This is a genomic window from Acinetobacter sp. 1000160, assembly GCF_000588715.1.
Classification (GTDB): Bacteria; Pseudomonadota; Gammaproteobacteria; order Pseudomonadales; family Moraxellaceae; genus Acinetobacter; species Acinetobacter courvalinii.
Window position 1 is genome coordinate 62,530 of sequence record NZ_JFWP02000011.1, and the last position, 17,594, is coordinate 80,123.

General features: G+C 44.3%; 17 protein-coding genes. 6 read left to right on the forward strand and 11 right to left on the reverse strand.

What is annotated here, in order from left to right:
* The first annotated feature begins 61 nt into the window (after positions 1 to 61).
* Positions 62 to 883 (forward strand): SDR family NAD(P)-dependent oxidoreductase, encoded by an 822-nt coding sequence (locus J699_RS01770; RefSeq protein WP_032871106.1) that lies wholly within the window; start codon positions 62 to 64, stop codon positions 881 to 883.
* A 64-nt stretch (positions 884 to 947) separates the two neighbouring features.
* Here the strand turns inward: J699_RS01770 and J699_RS01765 are convergent, their stop codons facing one another.
* From J699_RS01765 to soxR, 4 genes are all read right to left on the reverse strand, one after another.
* Positions 948 to 2,402, reverse strand: a complete 1,455-nt coding sequence (locus J699_RS01765) for an NAD(P)(+) transhydrogenase (Re/Si-specific) subunit beta (RefSeq protein ID WP_009509823.1) — start codon at positions 2,400 to 2,402, stop codon at positions 948 to 950.
* A 3-nt stretch (positions 2,403 to 2,405) separates the two neighbouring features.
* The gene (locus J699_RS01760) at positions 2,406 to 2,729 is read right to left on the reverse strand and encodes a proton-translocating transhydrogenase family protein (protein WP_004774657.1); all 324 of its coding nucleotides are present in this window, start codon (positions 2,727 to 2,729) and stop codon (positions 2,406 to 2,408) included.
* Positions 2,730 to 2,740: 11 nt separating this feature from the next.
* Entirely contained in the window at positions 2,741 to 3,868 is a 1,128-nt protein-coding gene (locus tag J699_RS01755; RefSeq protein WP_032871103.1) for a Re/Si-specific NAD(P)(+) transhydrogenase subunit alpha, read from the reverse strand.
* Positions 3,869 to 4,574: 706 nt separating this feature from the next.
* Complete coding sequence (gene soxR / locus J699_RS01750; RefSeq protein ID WP_104021910.1) at positions 4,575 to 5,060, reverse strand: redox-sensitive transcriptional activator SoxR; 486 nt, start codon at positions 5,058 to 5,060, stop codon at positions 4,575 to 4,577.
* 68 nt (positions 5,061 to 5,128) lie between these two features.
* Here soxR and J699_RS01745 point away from each other — a divergent pair, with 68 nt between their 5' ends.
* The 4 genes from J699_RS01745 (at position 5,129) to J699_RS01730 (ending at position 8,622) form a co-directional block, all read left to right on the forward strand.
* A complete protein-coding gene (locus J699_RS01745) occupies positions 5,129 to 5,548 on the forward strand; it encodes a RidA family protein (RefSeq protein WP_005228715.1) in 420 nt (139 codons plus the stop codon).
* An 18-nt stretch (positions 5,549 to 5,566) separates the two neighbouring features.
* A complete protein-coding gene (locus J699_RS01740) occupies positions 5,567 to 6,763 on the forward strand; it encodes an MFS transporter (RefSeq protein WP_032871099.1) in 1,197 nt (398 codons plus the stop codon).
* A gap of 113 nt (positions 6,764 to 6,876) precedes the next feature.
* Positions 6,877 to 7,881, forward strand: coding sequence for a tRNA dihydrouridine(20/20a) synthase DusA (gene dusA, locus J699_RS01735; protein ID WP_032871097.1), 1,005 nt, complete (start codon positions 6,877 to 6,879; stop codon positions 7,879 to 7,881).
* Between the two features lie 261 nt (positions 7,882 to 8,142).
* The gene (locus tag J699_RS01730; RefSeq protein ID WP_005228709.1) at positions 8,143 to 8,622 is read left to right on the forward strand and encodes a CHAP domain-containing protein; all 480 of its coding nucleotides are present in this window, start codon (positions 8,143 to 8,145) and stop codon (positions 8,620 to 8,622) included.
* A 16-nt stretch (positions 8,623 to 8,638) separates the two neighbouring features.
* Here J699_RS01730 and J699_RS01725 read toward each other — a convergent pair whose 3' ends face one another.
* Both J699_RS01725 and J699_RS01720 read right to left on the reverse strand, forming a co-directional pair.
* Positions 8,639 to 9,403 (reverse strand): ThiF family adenylyltransferase, encoded by a 765-nt coding sequence (locus J699_RS01725; protein ID WP_032871094.1) that lies wholly within the window; start codon positions 9,401 to 9,403, stop codon positions 8,639 to 8,641.
* An 88-nt stretch (positions 9,404 to 9,491) separates the two neighbouring features.
* Positions 9,492 to 10,658 (reverse strand): MFS transporter, encoded by a 1,167-nt coding sequence (locus J699_RS01720; protein ID WP_032871091.1) that lies wholly within the window; start codon positions 10,656 to 10,658, stop codon positions 9,492 to 9,494.
* 287 nt (positions 10,659 to 10,945) lie between these two features.
* Here J699_RS01720 and J699_RS01715 point away from each other — a divergent pair, with 287 nt between their 5' ends.
* Positions 10,946 to 11,707, forward strand: coding sequence for a hypothetical protein (locus tag J699_RS01715; protein ID WP_079281828.1), 762 nt, complete (start codon positions 10,946 to 10,948; stop codon positions 11,705 to 11,707).
* A 45-nt stretch (positions 11,708 to 11,752) separates the two neighbouring features.
* On the opposite strand, the gene acnA is transcribed toward J699_RS01715, so the two are convergent.
* The 5 genes from acnA to J699_RS01690 all read right to left on the reverse strand — a co-directional run bounded on the left by acnA (position 11,753) and on the right by J699_RS01690 (position 17,565).
* Complete coding sequence (gene acnA / locus J699_RS01710) at positions 11,753 to 14,509, reverse strand: aconitate hydratase AcnA (protein ID WP_032871088.1); 2,757 nt, start codon at positions 14,507 to 14,509, stop codon at positions 11,753 to 11,755.
* A 119-nt stretch (positions 14,510 to 14,628) separates the two neighbouring features.
* On the reverse strand, positions 14,629 to 15,441 hold the full coding sequence (locus tag J699_RS01705; RefSeq protein WP_032871086.1) for a TatD family hydrolase: 813 nt from the start codon (positions 15,439 to 15,441) through the stop codon (positions 14,629 to 14,631).
* A gap of 6 nt (positions 15,442 to 15,447) precedes the next feature.
* Positions 15,448 to 16,356 (reverse strand): RsiV family protein, encoded by a 909-nt coding sequence (locus J699_RS01700; protein WP_032871084.1) that lies wholly within the window; start codon positions 16,354 to 16,356, stop codon positions 15,448 to 15,450.
* 108 nt (positions 16,357 to 16,464) lie between these two features.
* Positions 16,465 to 16,725, reverse strand: coding sequence for a hypothetical protein (locus J699_RS01695; protein WP_032871082.1), 261 nt, complete (start codon positions 16,723 to 16,725; stop codon positions 16,465 to 16,467).
* A gap of 15 nt (positions 16,726 to 16,740) precedes the next feature.
* Positions 16,741 to 17,565 (reverse strand): hypothetical protein, encoded by an 825-nt coding sequence (locus J699_RS01690; RefSeq protein WP_171070895.1) that lies wholly within the window; start codon positions 17,563 to 17,565, stop codon positions 16,741 to 16,743.
* Positions 17,566 to 17,594 lie beyond the last annotated feature (29 nt).

The following is a 17,594-nucleotide window of genomic DNA, read 5'->3' on the forward strand; positions in this document are numbered from 1 at the left end:
TTGCAGCACTATACAGATTCTTGCCATCCCACCAATAAATAGCATAACTGGAGTACAGGAAGTGAAAATACTGATTACAGGTGCCAATACCGGCATTGGTTTTGCCACGGCAGAACAGTTGGTTAAACAAGGGCAACACGTGATTCTTGCCTGCCGAAACCCACAAAAGGCGCAACAAGCACAAAGCAAGTTACGTGCACTCGACCAAGCACAAGTCGACCTGATCTCCCTTGACCTCAACAGCCTTGAACTTACCCGAAAAGCAGCCGATGAAATTGCAGATCGTTACGGCAAGCTGGATGTGTTAATCAACAATGCGGGCTTATTTGCCAAGACTAAACAGCTGACAGCCGATGGCTTCGAGCAACAATTTGGTGTCAATTATCTCGGTCATTTTTTATTGACGCAAAAACTGCTTCCTGTTTTAAAACAATCTCCTCAGGCACGGATTGTCCATTTAGCCTCAATCGCACATTGGGCAGGCTCCATCAAACCCAATAAATTCCGCGCAGAAGGTTTTTATAATCCGCTGTTTTATTATGGGCAATCCAAGCTTGCCAATTTATTGCTGAGTAATGCCCTCGCAGAACAACTGGCAGATAGCTCAATCACCAACAATGCCTTACACCCAGGTGGCGTCGCTTCTGATATTTATCGCGACCTACCCAAACCAGTTTATGCGGCGATGAAACTCGGCTTAGTTCCAACTTCTGTTCCTGCAAAACTGATTACTCAAATGGCGATTGGGGATGAATGGGCGAAACGCAATGGAGCATATGTCAGTGCACATATGCCTGACTGGAAATCTTCACATGCCAAAAATCAGCAACTGGCACGTGACCTCTATCAGCAGTCTATGAACTTGGTTGAAAAGTTTATTTAAACCCAAATAACTTCCAATAAAAAAGCCACCCGAAGGTGGCTTTTACAATCTTGAGTGAAGCGGATTAGTGACCACCACCATTGATTGCTTTGGTCATGTCTTCCACAACTTTCTTGGCATCACCAAAGATCATCATGGTTTTTTCATTGTAGAACAAGTCATTGTCTAGGCCAGCATAACCTGTCGCCATTGAACGCTTGATAACCATAATGGTACGTGCTTTATGCGCTTCAAGGATCGGCATACCGTAAATTGGTGAGCTTGGATCATCTTTCGCCGCCGGGTTAACCACGTCGTTCGCACCAATCACAAGTACCACATCTGTTGCAGGGAAGTCCGAGTTGATCTCATCCATTTCCAAGATGTCTTCATAAGCAACATCTGCTTCTGCCAACAATACGTTCATATGACCAGGCATACGACCTGCCACCGGGTGAATCGCGAAGCGAACTTTTACACCCTGCTCTTTCAGAATTTCACACAACTCTTTCACTGCATTCTGTGCACGACCTTGCGCCATACCATAACCTGGTACAATCACAACGCTGTCTGCATTTGACATCAGGAAGCCTGCGTCATCTGCTGAACCAGAACGGTGGTTACGTTGAACTTGCTCACCCTTGTCTGCTGACGCAACTGCCGCACCGCCCATTGCACCACCAAACAATACGTTGATGATTGAACGGTTCATCGCCTTACACATAATGTAAGAAAGAATCGCACCAGAAGAACCAACTAGTGAACCCGCAACGATCAACATATTGTTTTCAAGTGTGAAACCAATACCTGCCGCGGCCCAACCAGAGAATGAGTTCAACAGTGATACTACAACTGGCATATCACCACCACCCACTGGCGCAATCCATACCCAGCCAAATGCAAGTGCAAGTGCTGTCATTGCCCAGAACGCAGTCATGTTTCCTGTGGTAAAGAAGTAGAAACCACACGCCAGCATTGCAATAAAGATGATGGCCTGAACAGGTTTAACCCATGCACCAGAGATTGTTTTTGCCCATTTCTTTGCAGCCAATTTACCGTAAGCAAATACAGATGCAGTGAATGTAATCGCACCAACGAAGCAACCTACGAACAATTCAAATAAATGAACTGAACTCATATGTGCATGTTGAACACCCGCAGCCGTTAAAGCAGCTTCATTTTGCGCAAACAATGCAGTGAGCTGGTTGTTATGCAAGATCGCAGCAATCGCAATCAATACCGCAGCCAAACCAACCAAAGAATGCATCAATGCTACAGTTTCAGGCATTTGTGTCATTGGAACGGTTTTCGCACGAGCGATACCCACAACAGCACCTAACACCATTGCACCGCCGATCATCCAGACCACTGGATGTTCAGCAACAAAGAAGGTCGTCACAACCGCAATCGCCATTGCGATCATACCGTAACGGTTACCCGCAATTGCAGTCTTAGGGCCAGACAAACCACGTAAGGTTAAGATAAAGAGGACAGCACCAATCAGGTAGAACCAATCCGCATAGTCTCGAATGAATTCCATCGCTTAGCCCTCTTTTTTCTTTTGCTTCGGCTTGAACATTTCAAGCATACGAGCAGTTACAGCAAAGCCACCGAAGATGTTAATGCTCGCCAAAAACACAGCAATCGCACCAAGCACGCTCACCACATTGACACTTTGGAATGCAACATTGGCATCCACACCAATCGCAGGCATACCTACGGTCTGGATCATCGCACCCACCACAATAATTGAAGACAACGCGTTGGTTACCGCCATTAAAGGGGTATGCAATGCAGGTGTTACGCCCCACACCACGTAATAACCTACGAAGATGGCAAGGACGAAAATTGTAATCGTTTCAACCATGAGAACTCTCCTTAACCGCGCTTGAGCAGTACTTGACCGCCATGTGCCACAAGTAACGCTTTCTGGATTTCATCTTCCTGATTGATCGCAAAGACTTTGTCTTTGTCGAATAATGTCTCAAGGAAGTTAAAAACGTTACGCGCATACAATGCCGATGCTTCTGTTGCAACCGTACCTGGAATGTTTGGGATACCCAAAATTTTCACGCCATTTTCAGTTGTAACCGTTTCGCCTTCTTTAGAACCTTCAACGTTACCACCGGTCTCAACTGCCATATCTAAAATGACAGAACCCGGTTTCATTTTGGCAACGGTTTCAGCTTTAATTAAACGCGGCGCATTACGACCTGGAATCAATGCAGTGGTGATTACAATGTCAGCATTTGATACAGCTTTATCGACAATCGCAGCTTGATCTTTGATGTATTGCTCACCCGGCTGCCAACCATAACCGCTTTTCGCAGCTTCAGCAGCACGTTGTTTTTCTTCATCGGACATTGGCACGTCTAGCCATTTGCCGCCTAGAGATTCAACTTGCTCTTTTGCGGTCGGACGTAAGTCTGTTGCTTCCACAACAGCACCTAAACGTTTCGCAGTCGCAATCGCCTGAAGACCAGCAACACCCACCCCCATAATCACAACACGGGCAGGTTTTACTGTGCCTGCTGCGGTCATTAACATTGGGAACATACGTTGATATTCAGCCGCTGCTAACAATACAGATTTATAGCCTGCCAGGTTTGCCTGAGAAGAAAGTACATCCATGTTTTGTGCGCGAGACAGCGTACGTGGAAGCAGTTCTAAAGCAAAAGCAGACACTTGCTGAGCAGCAAACTGGTCTAATTCTGGATTGCGGTAAGGGTCAAACATTGCAACCACAGTCGTATTCGCCGCAAGTTTTTGAATTTCGTCGCCTTTAGGGGCACGTACCTTCAAAATAATTTGGCTACCTGTATATGCATCGTCCGTAATGGTTGCGCCAACTTGTTCATAAGCACTGTCAATATACGCAGCTTTAACACCAGCACCACGTTCAATGACAACGCTATGACCTGCGTTAATCAACTTCTTCACTGTTTCCGGTGTAGCCGCTACACGACTTTCACCAGCGACAGTTTCGGTTGGGATTCCGATCTGCATGAGCGTCCCTCAAGCTAGTTTTTCTTAAGTAAACATCGCCAATAGCAATGTTTCCCCCAGGAGTATTCTTTGTAGAAATTTGGATTCTAATGGAAGTTTTTTAAATTTCCACCCAATATTTATTTAATAAATACCCATATTTTGAACTGATGATTCACATTTATATTGAAAACTTGTATGCTCAGCATGTTTGACTTTTTGAAAAGCAAAGCTCTCCATTCATATATTCTTAATATGAAATTTTGATCAGTCTCCAAGCGATCCATTCAGTTTTAATTGCGGTATTCCTTACCAGAAGGTACACCCACACGGCATTTATTCAACAAATTTACTCCTCATCCTTATCTTGAACAGCCTTGAACCAGGTTCCGTTTATAGTCCTTTGGTTTTTATTGTGGCTATTCAAAAATAATGGGTTGAATCAGCATCATAGACATGCTGCTGGGGAGTGGGATTGGCTTCTCTTGCTTTTCTCTTGGTCGTTTCGGCGACTTCTTTATGAATATGTCAGCAATACTTGCTGGATGACTTGTGATGAAATGACAAATTCTCTTATCAATAAATCTGAATTGAATTGTGATAAACCCTCAGAAAAACCAAAAAGAAATGTAAAAACTTGAGCAGGCATTTTTTCAAGTGATATTTGTATGGTTTTGTCTAGCAAAAGCCGTATTTTTGCACAATATTGGTGCAAATATTAAACAACTCAATGATTCGCTTCATCCTTCTGATTCAGCAATAATAAAATTTCCTGAAAATGTGCTCCCATTGCCTCTTCTGCGAGACAATCTTCTGGGTTTCTTAATGGACATTGTTGCAAAGACAGGCAGCCACAACCAATACATTGATCCAGTTGTTGACGTAGCTGAAGCAACATCATGATTTGCTGATCGAGTTGTCCCTGCCATTGTTGTGACATGACCTGCCAATCTTTTTTCGTGGCCACTTGCTGCTTCGGCAGGGTCGCAAAACTCTCTTTCATCTGTTGCAAGCTGATCCCGACTTGCTGGGCTGCTTTAATAATGGCAATCCTTCTCAACATCGCCCGTTGATAACGGCGTTGGTTACCTGCCGTTCGCGTGCCCCAGATCAATTCTTTTTCTTCATAAAAACGGATGGTTGGCACTGAAACACCACTTCTTTTCGCCAGTTCGCCAATACTCAGCCAAGTCTGTAATTGTTGTTTCAAAATCTGCTTGACCTCTAGTTAACTTGAGCTTTGATACTAACATACCACAGCAACCAGAATGAGTTTTAGCCATGAATCAGCCCCATACCGATGCATTTCAATTAATCAACCCCGATGCACTCTATGACCCGCATCGCAATGGTTATAGTCACGTCGCGATTGTAAAGCCCAATATGCGGATGATTCATATCGCAGGTCAAGGTGGCGAAAATAAAAATGGCGAGCTGTCAGAATATTTTGACCAACAGGTACAACAAGTCTTCTATAATATTCAGCAGGCTTTAGCTTCAGCCCAGGCCCAGCTGTCAGATATTGCCGTGCTACGTATTCTGGTCGTCGATCATGATGCTGATAAGCTTCAGGCGCTGGTCGCGATCATACAAGCTTTATGGAAAAATCAGGCATTTCCAGCCTGCACCCTGATTCCTGTACCTGCGCTAGCCCTAGAAAACATGCAAGTCGAAATCGAAGCTACCGCTTATACCGCATAAATCAGAACAGAGAATCCTATGTCTATCCCCCAAGAAGATATCAGTCAAAATAAAACTTTACTTTGGTTTATGGCGGCAGCGTGCGGTTTATGTGCGGGCGCCAACTATTATAGTCAGCCTTTGATTCATTCGATTCAGCAATATTTTTCGGTGAGCGAAGGTCAGGCAGCCCTGACCGTCACCTTTGCGCAAGTGTCCTATGCACTCGGCCTGTTGTTCATTGTGCCAATGGGCGATGTGGTTAACAAAACCCGATTTATTCCTTTATTGATGGGATTATGTGCTATTGGCTTATTCATCAGTGCCTTTTCAGTAAATTTACCGATGTTGTGGTTGGGCACGGTGATGGCTGGCCTGTTTTCAGTGGCAGCTCAAGTGCTGATTCCGCTGGCCACCATGACGGTAAAACCTGAAAAAACAGGCGAAGTGATTGGCTTTTTGATGAGTGGTTTACTGGTCGGTATCTTGCTTTCAACCAGTCTTGCAGGATTATTTTCCAACCTGTTTCACTGGAAAGTCATTTATGTGGTCAGTGGCATTCTGATGTTGATTCTGGCCTATGCCTTAAAAAGCCGCCTGCCTTATGTCATGCGTATGAAGCTGAATTATGGTCAGGTTTTTGTCTCCATGGCGCAACTGCTGAAGCAAGAAAAGCGTTTGGTGTTGCGCGCACTTGCTGGGGGGTTTGCCTTTGCCGCGGTCAGTATTTTATATTCAACCATCGCCCTGTTGCTGACTTCAGCCCATCATCTACAAGACCTGCTGATTGGTATGGTGCCACTGGTTGGTATTTTTGGGGCACTTTCTACCCAATATATTGGTAAATATGCAGATCAGGGCTATACCAGCCGACTGACCTGGATCGGTTGTGCCTTATTCATTCTCAGCTGGATATTTTTCTATTTCGGTCAAACGGTTTTAGTGAGCTATATTCTTGGATTTGCATTAATCCAGTTAGCTTTAGCATTAGTCCATACCAGTAACCAGAGTATTATTTTCCGGTTACGCCCCGATGCCAAATCACGGATTAATGCCATTTATATGACCGCCTACTTCACTGGCGGCGCTGGCGGATCGGCTTTGGGAATTTTTGCCTGGAATCATGGCGGCTGGAGTGCAACCTGTCTGGCAGGCTTCAGTCTGGTGTTGGCCTGCATGCTATTTAGTTTTATAGATTATGTTACGACCAAGCAAAACCAGATTGTAGCGTCTTGAATCTGGCTGTTTATGCTTAAAAATTGAAGTGATCGGGATCAGCATTGGTGAAATTTTGCTAAAACTCGTATAATGCTGCCCTTTCTTTTCTTGTCCACATCCGAGAGCCGTTTATGCCATCACTAGAATCATTACAGCCACGTATTTCCGTTGCGCCAATGATGGATTGGACAACAAAAGACTATCGTTTCTTTGCACGCCTGTTTAACCCCAATGTGGTGCTCTATACCGAAATGGTGACGACAGGTGCGATTATTTACGGCGGCGCCAATCGCCATCTCGACTTCAACAAAGAAGAACACCCGATCGTGTTACAGCTGGGTGGTTCAAACCCACAAGAACTCGCGACCTGTAGCAAAATGGCAGAGGATTGGGGTTATGATGAAGTCAACTTGAATGTCGGCTGTCCAAGTGATCGCGTTCAGAATAATAAAATTGGTGCCTGCCTGATGGCGGAGCCTCATCTGGTCGCCGAATGTATTCATAGCATGCAAAAAGCCGTGTCAATTCCGGTCACTGTGAAACATCGTATCGGGATTGATGATATGCAGTCTTATGAAGAAATGCTGCATTTTGTCGATACTGTCGCAGCAACAGGTTGTACGCATTTTATCGTGCATGCGCGTATTGCGATCTTGCAAGGTTTATCACCGAAAGAAAACCGGGATGTTCCCCCTTTACGTTATGAAGATGTGTATCGTCTGAAACTGGAACGTCCTCACCTGACCATTGAAATCAATGGCGGGATTAAAACCTTTGCAGAAACCCAGCAGCATTTACAGCATGTTGATGGAGTGATGATTGGTCGTGAGGCCTACCATAATCCGTATTTATTGGCGGAGATGGGACAACTATGGAATCTGGAAGCGCCTGATCGTTTTGAGATCATGCAGCAAATGATGCCGTATATTCATCAACGCGTTGCAGAAGGCGCTCCATTATCGATTATCACCCGTCATATTTTAGGTCTATTCCAGAACTTGCCGGGCGCACGAAAATGGCGTCAGGCACTCAGTGGCGGCAATGCAAAAACCATAAGCGATATTGAAACGGCCATTCAAAATATTCAGGCCGCCATGCAGCGTACCGAAGATTATCTAAAAGTACATCAAGCTTGAGTGAACCTCCCAAAAACGTGACACACTTCACACTGTGAAATATGATTTTACAAATCTGAAATTTTTTATTGTGTGTCACATAACTTGCTTATAATTAAGTAAATCTTCAATAAATATTGATTAAGAATTCATTATAAATTCAAAAATTTGTTATATTATTACATTACATTTTGGTTTTTTTGAGATTTATCGCTTACCATGTGCCGCGTAATAGATTCTGGCACACGTTCAGTTGTTTTGAAAATGCGGTAGAGATTCACAATGATTTATGATGTACCTTCAGTTGATCACAGTATGATTCACCCCCCTGCTCAGCAGGTGGTTATTCCTTATCGAGAAATGCCGAAGGCGCCATCAGTACCAGCAATTGATGTGAGTAAATTCTCGCAAAAACTGGCTAAACGCGCGTCTTATCGCAGCTCATCTCAATGTGCCAAATTTGTCAGAATCGCTTTACAGTCTGCAGGTGCCAATATCGTACAACATCCTGTTGCCGCTTCGGACTGGGGACGTACCTTACAACAGATCGGTTATCAGCAGATTAGCCCTGAGTTTAACAATCCTCAGCCAGGTGATATTTATATTATTCACCGCACCAAAAAGCATCGTTACGGTCACATTGCCGGCTTTACCGGTTCACAGTGGGTCTCTGATTTTAAACAGACCAGCTATGACGTTTATAAAGATCCCAATGTCACTTACAGCTATTACCGCTTAGCACCGCAATATCCACAAGCATAATCAATCCAATAAGAATTTAAGTCCTGAGCTTATCCAGTTTTTTCAGGACTTCCGCAACGGCAACCATCGCAAAACTTGACGTCACCACTACGGCTGAACCATAGCCTCCACAACGTAGACCAGCGCTTGGACACACCTCTGCACTCGAAAATGGATTATCGATCGAATAAACACAAGTGATGCCAAATTTCTCTTTTGGCTTTTTGCAAATCCCCATGGAACGAAGTTGGGTACGCAACTTTGCCAACATCGGGTCTTGCTCGGTCTTGGATAAGTCTGCGACACGGATTTTCAGCGGATCGAGCTTACCGCCTGCACCGCCGGAAACAATCAAGGGAATCTTGTTAAAGCGACAATGCAACATCAAGGCAAGCTTGGCTTTGACATCATCAATACAATCTAAAATGAGGGTCGGCACCGGATTAAGGATTTCTTTGACATTTTCAGGTGTGAGATAGTCATCAATCACATTCACTTGCATACGTGGATTAATTTGACGGCACCGCTCTGCCATCACTTCGATTTTTTCTTGCCCTAGTGTCGAACTCATCGCTGGCAATTGACGGTTAATATTCGATGCTGCCACCACATCCATATCCACCAAGGTGAGTTCGCCAATCCCTGTACGTGCCAGTGCTTCCACTGCCCAACTGCCGACACCACCAATGCCGATGACCATGACATGGCTTTGCTCGTAATGGGCAAAGGCATCTTCTCCATAAATTTTGGCCACACCAGCAAAACGGCGGTCATATTCATCATTTACAGGTACATCAGTCATATCAGCAGTGATCTATACAGTTCAGCAAAGCGTTATTTTAACGTGTTTTAGTCGGTTTGGGTGAGGAAGATAAGCCACCTGTTATCGATTAGCTGCGTCGGCTGAGCACAATAAATATGACAAAAATAGCGGCACTCAACACTAAAGCCAGCAGGTTGGCATTCATCCAGCCCAGTTGGGTCAAAATCGGTGCTGGCAAGAATGCACCCAAGGTGGCGCACAAGGCAATCATGGTTTCATTCAGCCCTTGTACGCGATGCTTTTGCTGTTCATTTAATCCAGCCAGTAAAGTCGAAGCACCTGAATACGCGAAGTTCCAGCCCACACCCAGCACAATTAATGCAACATTCATATAAATTCCCTTTTGTCCCAGCATCGGAATCAAAGACGACAACATCAGTAAAATAAAACCCGTATAAATCGTCCGATTAATCCCCCAACGCTGGATCAGCTTCGACACAAAGAACGAAGGAATAAACATGGCCAGAACATGCAGTTGGATCGAGATTGAGGCGTAATGAAAGCTATGATGTTGCTTTAACTGTAAGGAAGACATAATCATCATGACATTCATCACATAATAGGCAAATGCACCACTGATCATGGCAGCAGCAATCAGATTGACCGGGAGTTTGGCACGCGGTATTAAATCAGTTACCACCTGCTGGGCCTGTTGTAATTTAAACTTGCGATTCCAGAGATATAAAATGGGTGATAGCAACAGCGCCAATACACTGAAAATGCAATAGATCGCGGTAAAATCAGGTAAGCCTTGTAGCTGTTGAAACTGAATCGCCAATATTGGTGCAATCACAGCGGCCACCACACCACCCGAAATTACCATCGCCGTCGCTTTTGGAATTAAATCTGGCGCCAGACGATCCGAAGCTGCAAAACGGTAAAAGTTAGCTGTGGAAATGAATAAACCTAGCGAAAAATGACTGAGACACAATAGATCAAACTGTTCATGTTGTAAGGCCAGATAGCCCAGTACGCCCGCGAAGAAAAGACAAATACACCCAAACTGGAATACGATATGTCGACCCAGTTTTTTCATCAGAAATGAAAAGATAAACGTCGTCAGTAACATGGCCAGAAATTGCAAGCCATAGGGTATGGTTGCCAAGGCCTGCGTGGGCGCAAGTTTTAAACCGACAATGGCTGAAACTGTGACCGACAATACTGCTGCAATTAAATTAAATGCTTGGGCAACCAATAAATAATAAACATATCGCGGTAACTGGTTCAAAACCATCTTCCTGAATGATTGATTACTAACACCTTAACTCTAAGCAGCTCAAATTTAAATAAAAAAGATAAAAGACCTGCTTTGATCTTGCTAAACAATTTATGAGAAGTTTAATCCGTTCTCAGGCAGAACTTAATATCAACAATTGGCAATCCAAATAGATTTAATTTAAAAAGAGATCACTCCACCATTTAAAACAAATTTCTCACGTATTTTGAGTAACTACATATCGCAAATAAAGGCAGAGTTTAATAAGGAGTATTGTATGATAAAAAAATAATTGATTCGAAAATATGATTATGGATAAACAAGATCAACAGGACATTATCTTATGTATTCCAGGTATCTGGCAAAATCATTCAGCCTTATTACAGGCGCTATTGACCCATGACACAGGCTATATTTACGCAGGACTAATCATTAAAGCGTTAGCCAGTGATTATTTTGCTGAAATTGAAGAGCATAAAAACGATCCTAGTGTAAGCCAAGTATTTAGGCAGCAAAGTATGGATCGCTTTTCAGAACAAGAGCTACAACAAATCGAGCAACATCAGATGGTGATTTATGTGATTTGCAAAGCCGGATCAATAGCCTTAGCACAACAAGCGCTGTTACTGGGTCAGGCGCTACTTAAAGCCGGTGGATTAGCCATTAAAGTTGAAACGTCTGGAGTGACTCACCTTCGATCGGACTGGCTGAACTTTGATGCAGAGAATCTATTTGATTTATATAAAGCATTTGTTCCCACTGTTTTCGATCAGGACTCACTTTATTCTTGTGGCATGCATCAATTTGGCAAAGCTGACGGCTGTATCAACTTAAAAGTAGAACATGCCTCCTATGTCTTGAATCAGTTTTTACTCTATTTACTGATAGAGAATCCAACCCTGTTAGAGAATCAAACTTTTTCTGTAGAGGAAGGTGCAAAAGTATTAAAACTTCACAAAAAACAATCGAGTGATTTCTTCGAGGAAGACTCACTATATTTTAATCGTTGGGATGTTTGGTCGTTGAAGCCGAGCTTTAGCCTGAAGAAGTTATTTAGATTTAGCTAAATTCTGAAATGGAAGAGCCCTGTAAATATACAGGGCCCACTTCAATTAAGCAGCAATCAAATTGCGTAAAACATAATGCAGAATACCGCCTGCCTTAAAGTATTCCACTTCATTCAAGGTATCGATTCGACATAGCACCTTAAATTTGGCCTGACTACCATCTTCCCGAACGACCTCAACATCCAGTGTCTGGTGCGGTTGAATATCATCGGACAAGCCATGGATAGAAATGGTTTCATGCCCAGTTAAATTCAGGGACTGACGGGTTTGCCCATCCACAAACTGCAATGGCAACACGCCCATCCCCACCAGATTCGAGCGGTGAATGCGTTCAAAACTTTCGGCAATTACGGCTTTGACACCCAGTAAGTTGGTTCCTTTGGCAGCCCAGTCGCGTGATGAGCCAGTCCCATATTCCTTACCTGCAATAATCACCAATGGTGTGTGCTGTTGCTGATAACGCATGGCAGCATCGTAAATCGACATCTTTTCGCCTGTCGGAATATACAGGGTAATACCACCCTCTTCACCACCCAGCATCTCGTTTTTAATGCGGATATTGGCAAAGGTACCGCGCATCATCACTTCGTGATTACCACGTCGCGATCCATAGGAGTTAAAGTCTTTTGGTTCTACACCCTGATCCTGTAAATAACGCCCGGCAGGACTGTCTTTCTTGATATTGCCTGCAGGTGAAATATGATCGGTGGTGACCGAGTCTCCCAGTACCGCCAGAATATTGGCCTGTTCAATATTAGCGATGGCTTTCGGCGGCTGGTTAATCTCCTCAAAGAATGGCGGATGACGAATATAGGTGGAGTTATTTTGCCAAGCATAAGTCTGGCTCTGTGGAATCTGGATCGCTTGCCAGGTTGCATCGCCATCAAATACCGCAGCATATTCTTTATGGAACATCTCGGTATTCACTTTCTGTAGCACGGCATCAATTTCGGACTGGCTTGGCCAGATATCTTTTAGGTAAACATCCTGTCCGTCTTTGCCTTGCCCAATCGGTTGCGTGGTTAAGTCAGTCCGGATATTGCCAGTTAAACCATAGGCCACGACCAGCGGTGGTGATGCCAGCCAGTTAGTTTTCACCAGTGGATGTACGCGACCTTCAAAGTTACGGTTACCTGACAGTACCGATGCCACATTTAAGTCATGACACTGAATGGCGGCTTCAATCGGATCAGGCAACGGCCCCGAGTTACCGATACAGGTGGTACACCCATAACCCACCAGGTTATATCCCAATTGATCCAGATAAGGGGTTAAACCTGCTGCCGCCAGATAATCGGTTACCACTTTAGAGCCAGGTGCCAGTGAGCTTTTGACCCAGGGTTTACGTTGCAAACCTTTTTCGATCGCTTTTTTGGCCAGTAGACCTGCCGCCAGCATCACGCTTGGGTTAGAGGTATTGGTACACGAGGTAATCGCAGAAATCACCACATCACCATCATTTAAAGGATAAGATTTTCCGTCAATGGTACAAGACGGCTGTTCATGCCCCAGATTGGCTTTCTGTGCCTCTACTGCCGTACCGCCGCCACCTTCATTTTCCAGACGTTCTTTGGCTTCTTTCGCTGGTTTTAGTGTCAGTTCCATCAGGGCATTAAAGGTTTTCGGTACATCAGACAGTAATACACGATCTTGCGGACGTTTTGGTCCAGCCAGACTGGCTTGTACCGTGCTCATATCCAGACTCAGAGTATCGGTGAAAACCGGTTCATCTCCGGCATTACGCCATAGGCCCTGTGCTTTGCTATAGGCCTCAACCAGATCAATCCGTTGTTGTTGACGACCTGTCAGGGCTAAATAGCCGAGTGTAACTTCATCAATCGGAAAGAAACCGCAGGTCGCGCCATACTCTGGCGCCATATTGGCAATGGTGGCACGATCCGCCAAAGGCAAATCGGCCAGACCATCGCCATAGAACTCTACAAATTTACCCACCACGCCTTTTTGACGTAGCATCTGGGTAATGGTCAACACCAGATCGGTTGCGGTAATACCTTCGTTCAGTTTGCCGGTCAATTTGAAGCCGATCACTTCTGGAATCAACATCGATACCGGTTGCCCCAGCATGGCCGCTTCGGCTTCAATCCCGCCAACGCCCCAACCAAGCACACCTAATCCGTTAATCATGGTGGTATGTGAATCTGTGCCGACCAAGGTATCCGGAAAAGCAAAATCCTGCCCTTCATCTTCTCCTAGCCACACTGCTTGTGCCAGATATTCCAGATTAACCTGATGACAAATTCCGGTGCCCGGGGGTACCACGCTAAAGTTATTAAACGCAGACTGCCCCCAACGCAGGAATTGATAACGTTCACCGTTACGTTGCATCTCAATTTCGACATTCTCGGCAAAAGCCTGATCATTGGCGAAATGATCCACCATCACCGAATGGTCAATAACCAGATCCACCGGGGAAAGCGGATTAATCCGGTTTGGATCCCCCCCGGCCTGCGCCATGGCTGCACGCATGGCAGCCAGATCGACCACCGCAGGTACACCGGTGAAATCCTGCATCAATACCCGGGCAGGACGATATTGAATTTCCTGATCTGAACGTTTGCTTTTCTGCCAGTCCACCAGTGCCTGAATATGCTCGACTTTTACACTTTTTCCATCTTCAAAGCGCAGTAAATTTTCTAGCAAAACCTTGAGTGACTTGGGTAGGCGGTCAATATTACCCAGTGTCTGTGCTGCATGCGGAAGGTTAAAAATTTGATAAGATTTAGAACCGACGGTAAGTGTTTGTAATGCATTGAAACTATTGATTTTGCTATATCTGGCCATCAGGTTACCCTCCCAGTATTGGCTGATTGTTTATTATGAAGTTCTCTGTTTAATGTAACCCTGTTTGGGAATGGATGTGTTCCCTTTTAGTTACCTTATTTTTAACGGGATTATGGTTGTTATTCGAGACGCAAGGCTGTGCATGAGTTTTGCCACAGTTGCTGGGCAAGTTGTGCTTGGGGTAGCTCAAGTATTTGCGCTAAGCTGTCTAACACATAAGGTAAATTGACAGGCGTATTGCGGGTTCGATGTTCGGTTGAAGTCTGACAGCACAACGGCGTCATATCCGGGCAATCGGTTTCAATCACCAGATGTTCGGGACCAATGGCATGCACCACCTGATGCAGTTTTTTTGCATTGGGATTGGTAATTTGCCCGGTGATGCCGATTTTAAAGCCCAGCTTGATCATGGCTTTGGCTTCTTCTACACCGCCACTGAAAGCGTGGGCAATCCCGCCTAACTTGAATTTTTGCGCCTTTAAAATCGCAATGGTTTCAGCATGTGCTTTACGGATATGCAACAGCACCGGTTTTTGATATTGCTTGGCAAGTTGTAATTGCTCAATAAAATAATGCTGCTGTTTGCTCAATAATTCTGGCTGTTTATGTTGTTTTAAAAAGGTATCCAGACCAATTTCACCGATTGCTACACAATCAAGCTGCTGCAAAATCTGTTCTAAATCCTGTAAATGTTCTGGCTGATGCTGTTCAATATAAAAGGGATGTAAACCGGGCGCCAGATAAGACTGCGGTACATGCTCCCAGCCTTGTAATTGCTGATGGGTCTGAATCAACTCATCGAATCGTGATTGCAGAAACCCGATTAATACCAATGCCTCGACCCCCACCCGTTTGGCCTGCACAGCCAGATGTTGCCGATCATGATCAAAATCGGCAACATCAAAATGGGTATGGGTATCGAACAGTTGCATCAGCGCTTACTTGCTCTCTTTTGCGACAGGTGTAGAGGCAGCTGGTGCGTCCACTTTTGGCAAATACTCAGGTTTTAATACCCCTTGTAATTCACTAAATGGAATCACCAGACGCGGCAAACCGACCACATACGGGCCAATATCATATTCGCCATATTGCAGGATCAAGCCCTGTTCGCCCAATAAGAAATTATCTGTCACCTGAAATGGCCAAGCCTGTTCGTATTCCTTAGGATCTGTGGCCAGTTTGGAATCCACAATCCAGGTTTTAAACGCTTCATGAGCCAGCTTGTCTAAGGTCGCTTTCTGTTTTGGCAATAACAGATCCTGTAACTGCACCTGTTTCTGATTTGCCAGATCAAAGTTGTAATAACGCTGCGAGGTTGCGCCATGCGCCCCACCTAAATAACTGCTGCTATTCAGAACTACGGTTGCCAGTTTACCTTTCGGCTGCAAGATCTTTGGCTTGATCATTAAGCTGATCTGGTGGCTGCTACTTAACGCTTTTAACTCTTCATCAATTTTGACAAATGAATCTGCATATAACTGGGCCTGACTGTCCAGATCGGATTTTGCTCCAGTGCTTTTTGCGGTTGAAGCAGCCGGTGCATCCGCATCGACCACCTCAAGCATTTTGCCAAGCTGTTCAAGAATTTGCTGATCAAGCAACTGATCGATAAACGGGAAATTACTTTGCAAACGCTCAACCGTAAAGTCAGGACAGGTATTGCCCTTACATTCAGGGAGTTTTACCGGAATCTTAACCGTTTCGCCTTGTAAAACCGGTTCAGCCTGCTGTTGTACAGCAGGTGGATCTTGCGGCTTATCCTGTGATTGTTTTGGCTCCGATTTAGGCTGGCAGGCTGCAAGCAAAACAGCACATGCAAGAACGCTATATTTATAAAATGTTTTCATCTGAGACCTATAAGCATTGTTATTACACAAGATTTTTAAATGCTATCGAAGTTAATGCAAAACTGCTAGAAGCACATGCAATTTCTATACGAAACTTAAAACTCTACATTATTTTGATAGGAAATCTAACTCATCTTCACTCTGCACTAAAAAATCAATTTCGAAATCACTGTCTTGGCTAAATAAAGAATGTAAATCCGCTGGCTGGCCAATTGCGCTCTTTAGCATTTCAACTGCAATCTTTAAATAGCCTTGAGGATTTGCATATAACGCCACTTCACCAAAACTTCTAAACTTAGCCATTGCTTCATCTTCAAGTATTGATGCCTCAATGTTTTGAATAATTTCTAATATCTCATTATCTGTCATTCTCTGCCCTATGCTTTAAAACATCTGCTGATAAATCTCAGCTTGCAGCATCTGCCGAGTCTGTTCAGTGGTTAAATAAATATCCAGTTGCGGGGCATCTTTGCTAATTTCATTGGCCCGATAATGTAAACCGATACCCTCACCATCAAAGAACCAGTCTGCCTGTCCCCAATACAGTTTTTTTGGCACCTGTTTTTTTACTTCTGCCGATTGTTTTGCAATCCATTGTTGATAATGCGCCTGCACAATATCATTTAAGGCATTTTGCTGATTTTTCTGGATCATATCCAGCACGCTCAGACTCTTTTGCAACTTGCGATCTGCCACAAAGAAATAGAAGCGATCTTTCACCGCAAGATCTTCTTGCTGGGCATTAACTCCCACCTGTAACAGCACATATTGATTGCGCTGTGAAGCAATCCGGGTATTCAGATGCAGTTCATAGGCCTTATTTTTAGAATACTTGTCCTGCCACTCATCTGACTTTTTCACATAGGCATTAATGGCCTGTTGCAGCGTCAGGTTTTTATCCAGTTCAATTTGCTGCTGGATCACCTTGGACTGATTTTTTGCAATCCATGCATTTAGCCATTCGTCCTGCGTTTTTACCGTCTGGATATCAACATCAATACAGTTTTTCTTTTCACAAAATGGCAAGGCATAGTCCGCCTTGGCCTCTTTCATATTTAAGTACGGCAGCACTTCAGCTTTTTCGACTGGTGCCGCAGCCGGTTTACTTTCGACGGTATCGGCTTTATTTTTATCTGGATGATCACATGCGGTTAAAGCCATCATTCCAATCAAGACACTGACAGCAAAAAGTGGTTTTAAAGCATTCATTTCATCATCCTTTATTTTTAGGTCGTTCA